The following is a 12,231-nucleotide window of genomic DNA, read 5'->3' as shown; positions in this document are numbered from 1 at the left end:
TAGGGGCGTGAGCAATAAACCACGCCCCGGCCTAGCGATCGCTGCACTCAGTCTCGGGACGGCGTTGAATCCGCTCAACTCGTCCATGATCGCGGTCGCCCTGGTGGTGCTGCGCGAGGACTTTGCGCTCGACGTCGCCACGGTCACCTGGGTGATCACGTCCTTCTACCTCGCCTCTGCGGCGGGCCAGCCGCTGATGGGCAGGCTCGCTGACCGTTTCGGTCCGCGGCGACTGTTCACCTTCGGCATGGCGGTCGTGGCCATTGCCTGCGCTCTGGCGCCGTTCTCGCCGAACTTCGCGCTGGTCTGCGTGGCCCGGGCGCTCATGGCGGTGGGGACAGCGACGGCGTACCCGTGCGCCGTCGTCATGGTCTCGACGCTCAGCCGGCAGGCGAACATCAGCTCCACCCGCCCCCTGGGGCGCATCCAGATGGCGAACACCTCGGCCGCTGCGGTGGGACCCGTCGTCGGCGGCCTTTTGGTGAGTCTTGTCGGCTGGCAGGCGCTGTTCGCGATCAACGTGCCGATCTCGCTCCTGGCGCTGATTGTGGTGCGCCAGGTGGCGCCGCCCGACGTCGGACGCGAAAGCGGCAAGCTCTCCGTCCTCCTGCGCGATTCCGACATTCCGGGCATCCTGGCTTTCATCGCCTCGCTCACGTTGGCGATGATGGCGCTGCTCAACGTGATGCCGGCCTACCGTTGGTGGTTCATCGCCGTCGCGGTTGTGTTGGCGGGGCTGTTCGCGTGGCGCGAGTTGCGGTTCAGTCCGCCGTTCCTGGACCTGCGATTGCTCGGCCGGAACCGGCCGCTGCTGCTGTTGTACTTGGGTTTTGCGGTGTTCAGCGCGGTCTACTATTTTGCCTTCTTCGGGCTTCCGCAGTTGCTTCAGCAGGCGGGAAAGTACGACGCCGGCGTGGTCGGCCTGCTGATGCTGCCCCTTGCTGCCATGTCAGTTTTCATGACGCCGGTGACGGTGCGGTTCATTGAGCGGTTCGGCGTGCGTTCCGTGATGATCGTCGGGGTTTTGCTTTTGGCTCTGGCAGCCGGGGCATTGGGGTTGCTGACGCTGTCCTTCTGGCCGCCGCTGGTGCTCGTGCTTACGGCGTTGATGGGTGTTCCATATGGCGTGGTCAGCACGGCGTCGAACCAGGGTTTGTATGTGTCTGCGCGGCCCGAGGATAGGGGAGTGGCAGCCGGGATTTTCCAAACGTGCAGATACCTCGGGGCCATCACGGCGACGGTACTCATTGGCGTGTTGTACGGGTCCGGAGTGAATCAGCCGAACTGGGGGTTGATGGTGCTGGTCATGCTGGGGCTGAGCGCGGTGGTGTTTGTGTTGGCAGTGATGTGGCGGAAGCCGGGGGCGTAATGGCAACGCGCCCCTGACCTGCGGTTTTGTCGGCGTCATGATTACCCCGTGGACACCAGCAAGGGCCGTCTCAACCGGGGTTTGCAGAACATATTGACACCCCATTTCGCGCCGGAATATGGTCGGCCTTACGAGGTTCGTGGTCTCGTTGTGAGTGTTTTCGGCGCTGCCACCGCCTTGGACTGGAGTACGGCACGTGGTGCGTCGCGTGCTGCTGGGCACTGATGTTGGCGCTCTTCGCACTCGGCGTGATGAGCGTCGGCTGGATGGCATTGGTCGGGGTGTTCATTGCATTGGGGAAGATGCTCCCGTGGAAACGGCTCGCTAAATCGCTCGGTCGCGGTGGCGCTGGGCCTGATCGCCGTGTCCTTCGTCTTTGCGCCGGGGATGGTGCCTGGAGTTGGGATGTAAGTGCGGAGCGTTTCGGCGCGGCCGTGAGCGCGCGACGGCGGCTCCGGGATTCCGCCGAAGCGCCAGGTTCACGTGGGGGAAAAATGGGACGGTCTCAATCTTTAAGGAGTCGGAAATGGCTGGCAGTAAACTGATTGAGCGTTTTTACAAGGAGATCCTCGAGGGTGGAAATCTCGATCTCATTGATGAGTTGGCAACGGAGGACCTCGTCGATCACGAACGGGCTCTTCCTGGGCAACCGCCAGGCAAGGAGGGCGCCCGGTTCTTCGTTAACGCCATCCGAGCGGCGTTCCCGGATATCAAGGTCAAGACGATCGAGCCGACACTGACTGACGGAAACCTGGAGGCGTGCTACGTCGTTCTCACGGGCACCCACAGTGGGGAAATGGCAGGCATTCCGGCGACCGGCAATAGCGTCGAGTTCGGCAGCACCGACATCATCCGCGTCGAAGACGGCAAAGTTGCTGAGCATTGGGGATCCACGGACAATCTCAGCCTCATGCAGCAGATCGGCGCGATTCCCCAATAGCGTCTCCCGCCCGCGCTCCTAGCCTGCGGGCGGGAGGCACTTGGAGTGGCACCGGTTCACAGGTGCCACTCGACCTCCGCCGAGGATGGCGTCGGCGGTAGAGTTTGTCCCAGGTGAGCCGGGAAGTCTGGTCGGCAGGTCGATAAGTCTGTCATGGAACCGGAGATCCCCGTGAAGATCCTGCGCGGAACGTCCACTCGGAGAGGCCTGGGGAGGGGCTTGCGCTCGCGCACCGCGCTGCTGTTGGCGTTTGCCTTCGCGGTCATGGCAGACCCGGTCTCCTCTGTCGCATACGCCATCGAAGCCGCCCTGCGCGCCCTGAACGGTGACTTGGCGTTGCTGGTCCCGACGATGGTCCTGGTGGTGGCGATCGTTGGCTTGGTCATCGTGAACTACCGGCAACTTGTCTCCCGCTATCCGCAAGGGGGCGGGGCTTCCGCCGCTGTGGGTGAGGCATTCGGAGATGGTTGGTCCTTCATCCCGATCGGTGCGCTGGTGGTAGATTTCGTGCTCACCATCGCGATTAGCGTTTCGGCGGGGTCCTCGGCGGTGATCGCCTATTTCCCTGCGCTTGCCCCGTGGCGGCTGCTGTTGGGGCTGGGCTTGGTGGTCCTCGTCGGTGCAGCGAGCTGGTTCGGACACCTGGGTCGCCTGGTCTTCGCGGCGATGACCGCGGCCTTCATTGTCGTTTCCGCCGTAGTCCTCCTCTACGGTCTCGGCGGAACACCTCAACAGCCCGTCACGACGACAATCCTCCCTAGGCATCCACCGGTCCTTGCCGTGGTCCTTGCCTTTCCGGTCGCCATGGCCATGGCCACCGGTGTGGAAGCGGCGACTTCGGCGGTTGGCCAGCTCGGGCAGCTCGACAATGACGGGAAGCGCCGCTTCGGGCAGCTCACCCTCTGGCTGACTCTCGCCATCGTCGGCACGATCACGCTGGGCCTCACTCTTGAGGCCGCGCAACTCCAAATAGGCATACCTCCGGAAAACAGCACGCAGATCGCCGAACTCGCCCGCCTCACTGCCCCGGCACCCGTGTTCGCCGCCTTCCAGCTCGTCACTGCCCTATTGCTGCTCTCGGCGGCTTCCTCGGGCTTCCAGGCCGGACCGGGCCTACTCAAGGCTTTGGCACGCCACATCAACCGCGAAGGTGAGACTGTCGGCATCCTTCCTTCCTCCCTGGGCCGCACCAACACCCATCACACGCCCTATTGGGGCGTCGCCCTGTTCACCTTCCTGGCCGGAGCTATCACCGCCGTTGCCGGTGGCAACGACCAGGAGCTTGTCCTGTTCTACGCGGTCGCGATCTTCCTCAGCTTCCTCGCCGGTCTGGTCTCCATGGCACTGTTTGCCCGCAGGCACCACCGACCGGGATTCCTCATCCTGAACACCGTCGGAGCCCTCGTCGTGGCCTTCACTCTCATTGCCAACCTCTCCCGCGGTTTCCCGATCGTCAGTCTCGTCGCTACCCTCGCCATCGCAGGCGTCCTCTACCGGGCTTGGACCAAAACAGGACGCCCGCGCGGCATCCGCAACGCAGAAGCGGAAGCAGAAACCGAATGACGCACCCACCGCCTCAACTAGACGGAGTCGCCCGCGCCGCCCGAAGCGTTGAAGGCCTCAAGCACCGCCGCGCCCTCCGCGAGGAGGGGTTCGCGATCGGCTGGCTGGGCCACGAGTCTGGTCGCATCGCTCAGGAGTGTCTCGACGTACTGCCGTACGACGGCTCGGTGGGCCTCATCGCCGAACCACGCGAGATCGCCGCACACTCGCAAAAGGGCCCGGACCACGCGAGGCTCGTTCGCGCCGTACCGCCGCACCTGTCCGAGGGCCAGATCCACCAGATAGGCAAAATCGCGGGCCGGCAGGTGCAGCCTCACGGTGCCTTGCGCATCCGCCACGGCCTGCGGGCCGTGCTGCCGGAGCGAGAGGGCCGCGAGGATCGAGCCGAGATGGTCCACCGCTTGGTTCGCAGTGTAGGGATCGTTGATGGCGGGGGAGAGAGCTTTGGACGCGACGTCGGCGAGTTGCCTGATCCCGAAGGCGACGTCCTGCTCGAGTGTCCGTTCGTAGCCGATCCGCACGCTTTGTGCGAGTGCCCGCCGAAGTTCAGCGCCGCCGTCGGGCGCAAGGGGACGGCCGCCGTCGTCCGCGTTTTCCCACACCCAAGCGAGCGGGGACCCGGCGATGACGTGTCGGCCGACCATGGGCACCATGCGGGCACGGAGGCCGTGGCTCGCGAGCACCCCGACGAACGCCTCGACATGGAACGCCTGGACATACCCTGATCGGGGTGCCAGCAACGCCGTGGCGCCGGGCGGCGGGTTTGGCATGCGAATACCGGGATCGCCCGGGACGAACGATCGCTCGATCACCTTGAGCGTCGCCCGCTCGACGCCCTTCATGACTTGGTCCACTTGGATCGAATGCGAGAGGTGGTGGACGAAGAAAACGAGCATGACCATGCTCACGAAAAGCAGCAGCAGGGCGCCGCTTACGGCGAGGCGGGGGTAGTTCTCGGTGCGCTGACCGGCGGCGATTCCCACTGTGTAGAGCCCGGCCGTGCTGTATGCGAACGTGGCCACGAACACGCTGAGCGTCACCTGGTTGGGGATGTCGCGGAGGAAGTTCCGCAGGAGCCGCGGGCTGAACTGCGTCGACGCGAGCTGCAGTGCCACCACAGTGAGCCCGAGTACGACGGCGATGACCGTCACCATGGTGCTCGCGATCCCGATGAGCAGGTTCCGCGCGTCGTCGGATGTCCCTTGGAAGAGGAGGACGGCGAAGGGCGACGCCACGTCGAGCTCCACCGCGGAGAGGCTCGCCCCCGCGATGATCGCGAGGACGACAGCGCACGTCGGCATCGCCCACAGCGCACTCGCCAGATACTCCCGAACGGCATCACGCCTCACATGTGACACTCTCGGGCGGCGGGCGTTGTCAGTCAAGGGGACGGGCGCCGCGCATTCCTTGCTGGGTTCGGATGAACTGGCTGCTTTAGTCGTGCAGGACTATTTGATAGAGGTTGTGGTCTTGCCACTGTCCGGCAATCTGCAGGTATCTCGGTGCCATGCCAATCTGCCGGAACCCGGACTTCAGCAGCACCCGCTGCGAGCCACCATTGTGCAGCAGAGTGCTCGCTTCGATGCGGTGAAGTCCGAGTTCGTCGCGTGCGATTTCGACGATCGGTTGGACCGCAGCGGTCGCCAGCCCGCGGCCTGCATAATTGCTATCCACCCAGTAACCCAGCCCGGCGCTCTGGAAGGGGCCGCGCACGATCCCCGCCAGGGTGAATCGGCCAACGAGCATATCGCCAGCAAACAGGGCAAAGGGATATCCCTCCTTAGCTTCATGCGCAACGAGGCGGTTGGAAATGTCGGCGGCCTGCCATGCCTCGGTGTAGTACTCCTCGGGGCGTACTGGCTCCCACGGTGAAAGGTAAGCGCGGTTGCGCACATATGCGGTGGCAAGCGCTGCCGCATCACTCGGACGCAGCACACGCATGCTGACGCTTTCACTAAGTTGGCGCGATTCAAACATCGGTCAACAATATTCCAGGTCGCGGTTGTTTCGTTGGAAATTGATGCCGGGGCAGTGGGGTGGGCTCGAGGCGAAAAGTGGCGGACTCGCCGACGGCGGTATCAGCCGATCCGCTCGGCCAGGGCCACAATGATTCCTTCCGGTCCGCGCACGTAGGCCATGCGCCACATGTCCTCGTATTGACCCACGCCGCCCACCAGGCCGTAGCCATCGGCGGCCAGCCGGTCGACGGCTGCTTGAAGGTCGTCCACCTCGAAGGCCACGTTGCGCAGCCCTAATTCGGTGGACATCGCGGCGGGAGACCCGGGTTCGTGGTCGGGTCGGATGAAGCTTGACAGCTCCAGGCCAGCGCCTCCGTCAGGTGGCCGCAGCATGACGATCTCGCTGCGGGAATCGGGGATGCCGATGACGGTGTCCACGAACTCGCCCTCCATGAACATCCGGCCCTCGACCTCCAGACCCAGCCCGACGAAGAACGCCGTTGCCCTGTCGAGGTCTGCGACGGTGATGCCGACGTGGTCGAAGCGTCGCACATGTGGCATGGTGCAGTCTCCAGTTCTCGTGGCGACGCCTGCGTTCGACGTCTGCGTAGGGGCGGCCGTAGAAGCCGCCCATCCTGAATGGCTTGGCGGTCCTCAGCCTACCCGCCCGCGCTGCCGCGAAGGGTGACTGCGTGCATCCACCGTTTGAACGCACCACCACCACCACAGTGTCCGCGAACCCCGGACAACTGGGAGTTCCCCGAGGCCAGCGCTGGAATCCTTGACTTCATCGAGTGGCTCTACAAGGGTGGAGAGGACCGATCCAAGCGAAATTCTTGCGAATCAGGAGATCCACCATGACTCTTCCCTCAGGTCTGACTTCCGGCGTCTGGTTGCTGGACATGTCCCACAGCGAAATTGGTTTCAGCGTGCGGCACGCTGGCATCAGCAAGGTCCGCGGCCGTTTCACTGAAGCGAACGCCGAGGCCCGCATACGCGAGTCCCTGGCCGACGCCTCCCTCCACGCAACCGTCAAGACAGCGAGCTTCGACTCCGGTGATGCGAACCGCGACGCCCACGTCCGCGGCGCCGACTTTTTCGACGTCGAGAAGTTCCCGGAGATGACTTTCCGGGCCACCAGTGTGGAGGGCGACGGCGAGGACTACACTCTCACGGGCGATCTCACCATCCGCGGGATCACCAAACCGGTGGAGCTGGAAGTGGAGTTCACCGGCGTCGCCGTTGATCCTTTCGGCGCCACGCGCGCCGGGTTCTCCGCCGAAACCGACATCAGCCGCAAGGACTTCGGACTGACGTGGAACGCTGCTTTGGAGACCGGCGGTTTTCTGGTGAGCGACAAGGTGAAGATCAATCTTGAGGCTGCCCTGGTCAAGCAGGGCGAGCCCGCCGCCGAATAGTTAGTCCAGCGGAGTCCGCTACCCCAGAAAGCGTCGATTTAGGTGTCGACGCAGGACACGTTGGGGTAGCGGGCTTTGGCGCGCCGCACCGATCACGAACCGTTGAGCAAGGCACTCAGTAGATTTGTGCTGGAACTGCAACATGCCATCTGACTAATTGGCCCGGCTGAGGGAAGCAGGAAAAGGAAAATGAGCGATGCCGCGCGGCGTGCCGCGAACATCAGGGTGACGGCACGATGACCGCCCCGCTGCGGGTATGCCTGCCTGATCAGAAGCTCCTGGACGCCATGGAGCCGTCCGCCGACGTCGAGTTCGTGGTGTGGGACCTGACCGGTCCCGCGCCGGCGGACAGTTTCGACCTGCTGGTGCCGCCGTACATGGGCCGGCCGGACGCCCTCGCAGAGCTGGACCGCGTGACGGTCCGGTTGGTGCAGAGCCAGTCGATCGGGTACGACGGCGTTGCTGGCGTCTTGCCGTCGGGTTGCGTTTTCGCCAACGCGGCAGGAGTCCATGAGACGTCGACGGCGGAACTCGCCTTGGGAATGATGATCGCCAGCCAGCGTGGGATTCCGGAGTTTGCGCGGAACCAAGCGTCCGGTGCGTGGGGTGCTGGCCAGCGTCCCAGCCTGGCGGACCGCCGCGTGCTCCTGGTGGGCTACGGGGGAGTGGGGAAGGCCATTGAAGCCAGGCTGTTGCCGTTCGAAACCCACGTGACGCGGATGGCGAGCCGCGAACGGGACGATGACCACGGCCGGATTCTCGGCGTCGATGCGCTGTTCGAGCAGTTGCCGCTGCACGAGATCGTGGTGGTCAGCGTGCCGCTGTCCGAGCAGACCCGTGGGCTCGTGGATGCTCGGTTCCTCGCGGCCATGCCGGACGGGGCGTTGTTGGTGAACGTGGCGCGGGGTCCCGTGGCCGACACGGAAGCCTTGCTGCGGGAGACTTCATCGGGACGTCTACGTGCCGCTTTGGATGTGACCGACCCGGAGCCGCTGCCGGCCGACCATCCTTTGTGGACGGTCCCTGGTGTGCTTATCACACCCCACGTGGGCGGGGCGAGCTCGGCAATGTTTCCTCGGATGGTCCGGCTGATCAAGAAGCAGATTTCGTTTCTGCTTGCCGGCGAGGCACCGGTGAACGTGGTGCTGGGTAAGGAATCGGTGGCTGGTTAGCGGGCTTAGGTGTCGATGCTGGACATGTTGGGGTAGCGCGCTCCGGCTGTGGCTCCGGCCGGCGCGAGTTCATCGAGGCGCTTGAGGTCCTGCTCGGAAAGTTCGACGGCGGTGGCCCCCAGGTTCTCTGCCAGGCGTTCGCGCTTCTTCGTGCCGGGGATCGGGACGATGTGCGCGCCCTGGGCCAGCAGCCAGGCGAGGGCCAGCTGCCCCGGGGTGCATTGCTTCTGGTCGGCGAGTTCTTTCACCCTGTCCACCAGCTCCAGGTTGCGCTTGAAGTTGTCGCCTTGGAACCTAGGGGAGTGGCGGCGGAAGTCGTTCACGGCAAAGTCTGCCTCGGTGCGCAGCTGCCCGGTCAGGAAGCCGCGGCCGAGCGGGCTGTAGGGAACGAATCCGATGCCCAGCTCAGCCAGGACCGGGAAGACCTTCGTTTCGGGCTCCCGCTCCCAGAGGGAGTACTCGGTCTGCAATGCGGTGATCGGATGAACAGCGTGAGCGCGGCGGATGGTGTCCGGTGCTGCCTCGGAGAGTCCCAAGTGCCGAATCTTTCCGGCTTGGACGAGTTCGGCCATGGCGCCCACGGTGTCCTCGATGGGGACGGTCTTGTCCACGCGGTGCTGGTAGTACAGGTCGATGTGGTCCACGCCGAGACGCTGCAGGCTGGCGTCGCAGGCGGAGCGAACGTACTCGGGCTTGCCATTGACACCGACGAAGGAGCCGTCCTCGCGCCGTTCGTTTCCGAACTTCGTGGCCAGCACGACGTCGTCACGGCGGCCGGCGATGGCCTGGCCCACGAGCTTTTCGTTGGTGAATGGCCCGTACACGTCCGCGGTGTCCAACAGGCTGCCGCCGGCGTCGAGGAAGGCGTTGATGGTCGCGACGGATTCGCGGTCGTCCCCCTCGCCGTAGAACTCACTCATGCCCATGCAGCCGAGGCCGAGGGCGGAAACGGTCAATGAACCAAGCGCGCGGTTTTCCATGGGGTTCTCTCCTGTAGATGGCAGAACGTGCTGGACGGCAGGACGGTGCTCAGAGAGGAGTGCGATGACTGCCACTATAGGCACGTTGGGGGAGGGGGTACAACGGGCTGGCCGGAACCGGCAGCTGCTGTTTCAGCAAGGTGTATTACTTTGCGCTTTCGACCGATGGCGGCTGCTGCAGCAGGCGTACGACGTCGGCGTGGGCGGTCGGCTGATGCTTCCCCTTGCTGCCATGTCGGTTTTCATGACGCCGGTGACGGTTCGGTTCATTGAGCGGTTCGGCGTGCGGTCCGTGATGATCGTCGGCGTGCCGCTTGCTGATCTTGTCCTTCTGACCGCTGCTGGTGCCTGCGGCGGTCATGGGGGTTCAGCATGGCGTGGTCAGCACGGCATCGGACTAGGTCCTGTACGCGCTCGCACCGCTCGAGGCGAGGGGAGTGGCTGCCGGGGCTTTCCAGACCAACTACTGCGTCGGGACCCGATTAACGCGGCGCTGGCGGGGCCCAGCCGAGCCCCAGCCCCATGGTGCCGGGGGCTGATCGTGGTGGTGTTTTGTGCTGCTGTTGGCGTGGCGGAAGCCGGCAAAGGGGAAAGTGGCGGGGCGGGAGCTGACACGGCGACGTGTTCAATTCCTGCTCTTAGGCAAATGTATCGAAGAGGCAGATCAAACCTTTGAAGTAAGTCCCGCGAGAGCTAAAAATCCGTTAGAAAGTCGACAGTTTCAAATCGATTGCTTTCAAGCCTGCAAGCACTTCACCGATGGCCTGGAGCTCCGATGCGGGGTCAAGCGTTCGAGATGTGAGGCTCGGACTCCGATGTACAAAATCCCCGCGCTCTGTACCCCAAGAACTCATGCGATTGAGCCATGTTTGCTCGAGATCGCTCGCGAGAATACCTACACGAGTAAGCAGGGCTAAGATGTCTTCTTCCTTGATGCCGTTGTTGGCGATAATTTGGTGACTTAACTCGTTCATTCCCTTCTCGATGTAGAAGTCGATATCCTGAACTTTTTCGAGGACGGGAGCCTGTTTTTTTGAGTTTGACACAACCTTACGGTCCCCGGAGTAGTAGCCGATAAGCCCCAAGATTACACGGCTCGCCTCTTGGTTGGTTTTCCACCGTCGCTGGTGAAGGAGAGCAACCTCTTTGACTCGGTCCTCAACATAATGTTCCACTTCCGCATGCGCAAAAATCCTAAATACCACTACCTTATCGTGCACGCGTTGAGGATAAGATCCGGTCGGGTCGAGCCGCCGGGGCAGCCACAATCGCTTTAGCTTCGCAATTCCGCTTACAAGAGATCGGTATCTCAAGGACGTTCCATTCGTCATCGCCGGGATTTCTCCCCCAACGATTCCACATTGCGCAATTCCGGAATTGCTGTCCCCAAGGTTTTCTCTAAAATGTCGCCCCAAGCCTTAAGTCTCGTCCTAGTGGCGCCTAGAGTTTTCGTAGTTGTCTGAATTGAGTTGACAAATTCGACATTCGAATCATTTAATTCTTCGAAAGCTCTTTGAACTTCTATTCGATGTTCCATTGCAAGCGAACGTACTGTGGGGAGTTTGAAGAAGTATGTCATTGTGTCAAAGACGGCACGATTGAAATTTCTTTGATATTCACTGTTTGCCCATCTTCTGAATGCATTCTTGCCAAAAATGTTGAGGGTGCATTCGATCGCAGCGTCAAGGGAATCTGCTGAGCGTGCTATTTCATCCGAGCGTTGAGGCCACGTCGCGTTCAGCTGCTTAGTTGCATCATCAAGGAATTTCTTCAAGTTTCCTTGGTAGCTGCTAAGCAGAAAATCGAAAGCAAAAAACCTTAAGGCAATTTCTACATCGCGCATACGAAAGTCTGGACGCTGGAGGTTGAGCGCCCGCTTCATCGGCTCCGAATTAGAAGCGTAGTCATCCAAGAATTCCGTGAAGGGTCCGGGGGCCAGAGCTTGCCTTAATTCCTGGGGAGATAATCCCACGCTTCCAGTGTTGAGGCGAAGGAAAATGAGGTTTAAGAAATCGTCGTCCGGCCAAGACCTAACCACGACGGTCCTAATCGTTTGGTTTAGAAATGAGTTGAGGTCATCCAGGAATTCCACCGATTCTTCCAGATCGCTCAAACTCATGGAAACTAAGTCCGGTCGCATGTCAAGGTCGGAAAGTTTCAGTAGGCGGAATTCGTTGCCACCTGGATCGAGAGATGAATTAGTGGCGAATTGCTGGATTGCGAGAAGGCGCTGCTTCCCATCTAATACGATGTATTGTCCCCTCGAATCAGCCTTCTCTGCCAATACGATTTGGGGGACAGGTAACTGCAAGATTAGGCTCTCGATAAAGCGGCTCTTTCTGACAGCGTCCCAAGCGTCCCTTCGTTGGAACTTTGGTGAGAGATCGAAGTTTCCCCGGCGCATTTGACTGAGAATTGTCTCGACGGTCCAGTCGGTTCCGGTGACTACTGCTTGGTGGCCGTTCGACAGTTTCAGATCCGATTCCGCATCATAGTCGTCCGCCCAGAGAGTTGGTTGGCCTTCGTAGTTCTCTTGTGTCAACGTGGGTTCCTTGCTTTCCGACGGATAATGCTTAATTACTGTACGCTTTGCCAGTGTATATATTCTGACGGCGCGCTTGGAGCGGGACGTGTCAAGCCAAGGCGGTTCGTCAAAAAGGGTCCCACTCGTCCCTTTTTGCTCGCGGTCCGCGAAGCGAGTACCTGGCCCAAGGAGCATTCTTGATTCTGGGGGCTTGCAGTCCGCAAAGTGTCCTCAATAGCCTTGGCGTTCCGCATATACGGTCAAGTCCCTCTGAGGCGGCTGCGCGATCGCTGCCGCAGTCGCAGAG

Annotated in this window: 13 protein-coding genes; 6 read left to right on the top strand and 7 right to left on the bottom strand. The window is 62.0% G+C overall.

The window, feature by feature from the left end; translation table 11 throughout:
- Positions 1–7: 7 nt before the first annotated feature.
- The 4 genes from AC1DLO_RS18350 to AC1DLO_RS18335 all read left to right on the top strand — a co-directional run bounded on the left by AC1DLO_RS18350 (position 8) and on the right by AC1DLO_RS18335 (position 3,872).
- On the top strand, positions 8–1,369 hold the full coding sequence (locus tag AC1DLO_RS18350) for an MFS transporter (protein ID WP_476891174.1): 1,362 nt from the start codon (positions 8–10) through the stop codon (positions 1,367–1,369).
- A 92-nt stretch (positions 1,370–1,461) separates the two neighbouring features.
- Complete coding sequence (locus tag AC1DLO_RS18345; RefSeq protein WP_476891195.1) at positions 1,462–1,914, top strand: copper chaperone; 453 nt, start codon at positions 1,462–1,464, stop codon at positions 1,912–1,914.
- A complete protein-coding gene (locus AC1DLO_RS18340; RefSeq protein WP_476891173.1) occupies positions 1,896–2,309 on the top strand; it encodes an ester cyclase in 414 nt (137 codons plus the stop codon). The genes AC1DLO_RS18345 and AC1DLO_RS18340 overlap by 19 nt, the downstream gene beginning before the upstream one ends.
- Positions 2,310–2,462: 153 nt before the next feature.
- A complete protein-coding gene (locus AC1DLO_RS18335; protein ID WP_476891172.1) occupies positions 2,463–3,872 on the top strand; it encodes an APC family permease in 1,410 nt (469 codons plus the stop codon).
- A 17-nt stretch (positions 3,873–3,889) separates the two neighbouring features.
- On the opposite strand, the gene AC1DLO_RS18330 is transcribed toward AC1DLO_RS18335, so the two are convergent.
- The 3 genes from AC1DLO_RS18330 to AC1DLO_RS18320 all read right to left on the bottom strand — a co-directional run bounded on the left by AC1DLO_RS18330 (position 3,890) and on the right by AC1DLO_RS18320 (position 6,391).
- Positions 3,890–5,221, bottom strand: coding sequence for a DUF2254 domain-containing protein (locus AC1DLO_RS18330; protein ID WP_476891171.1), 1,332 nt, complete (start codon positions 5,219–5,221; stop codon positions 3,890–3,892).
- Positions 5,222–5,306: 85 nt separating this feature from the next.
- Positions 5,307–5,849 carry a GNAT family N-acetyltransferase gene (locus AC1DLO_RS18325; protein WP_476891170.1) on the bottom strand — a complete coding sequence of 181 codons (543 nt, stop codon included), beginning with the start codon at positions 5,847–5,849 and terminating at the stop codon, positions 5,307–5,309.
- A 101-nt stretch (positions 5,850–5,950) separates the two neighbouring features.
- Positions 5,951–6,391 carry a VOC family protein gene (locus AC1DLO_RS18320; RefSeq protein ID WP_476891169.1) on the bottom strand — a complete coding sequence of 147 codons (441 nt, stop codon included), beginning with the start codon at positions 6,389–6,391 and terminating at the stop codon, positions 5,951–5,953.
- 296 nt (positions 6,392–6,687) lie between these two features.
- Between AC1DLO_RS18320 and AC1DLO_RS18315 the strand changes: the two genes are divergently transcribed.
- Both AC1DLO_RS18315 and AC1DLO_RS18310 read left to right on the top strand, forming a co-directional pair.
- Complete coding sequence (locus AC1DLO_RS18315) at positions 6,688–7,248, top strand: YceI family protein (protein ID WP_476891168.1); 561 nt, start codon at positions 6,688–6,690, stop codon at positions 7,246–7,248.
- 236 nt (positions 7,249–7,484) lie between these two features.
- The gene (locus AC1DLO_RS18310; protein ID WP_476891167.1) at positions 7,485–8,420 is read left to right on the top strand and encodes a 2-hydroxyacid dehydrogenase; all 936 of its coding nucleotides are present in this window, start codon (positions 7,485–7,487) and stop codon (positions 8,418–8,420) included.
- Between the two features lie 5 nt (positions 8,421–8,425).
- Here the strand turns inward: AC1DLO_RS18310 and AC1DLO_RS18305 are convergent, their stop codons facing one another.
- The 4 genes from AC1DLO_RS18305 to AC1DLO_RS18290 form a co-directional block, all read right to left on the bottom strand.
- Entirely contained in the window at positions 8,426–9,400 is a 975-nt protein-coding gene (locus AC1DLO_RS18305) for an aldo/keto reductase (protein ID WP_476891194.1), read from the bottom strand.
- 145 nt (positions 9,401–9,545) lie between these two features.
- Entirely contained in the window at positions 9,546–9,761 is a 216-nt protein-coding gene (locus AC1DLO_RS18300; protein ID WP_476891166.1) for a hypothetical protein, read from the bottom strand.
- Between the two features lie 343 nt (positions 9,762–10,104).
- On the bottom strand, positions 10,105–10,620 hold the full coding sequence (locus AC1DLO_RS18295) for a HEPN domain-containing protein (RefSeq protein WP_476891165.1): 516 nt from the start codon (positions 10,618–10,620) through the stop codon (positions 10,105–10,107).
- Between the two features lie 107 nt (positions 10,621–10,727).
- Entirely contained in the window at positions 10,728–11,942 is a 1,215-nt protein-coding gene (locus tag AC1DLO_RS18290; protein WP_476891164.1) for a GmrSD restriction endonuclease domain-containing protein, read from the bottom strand.
- Positions 11,943–12,231 lie beyond the last annotated feature (289 nt).

Source organism: Arthrobacter sp. 01T419 (assembly GCF_056398865.1).
The sequence above is the reverse complement of the archived record's forward strand: the minus strand, read 5'-3'. Positions and strand labels throughout refer to the sequence as shown.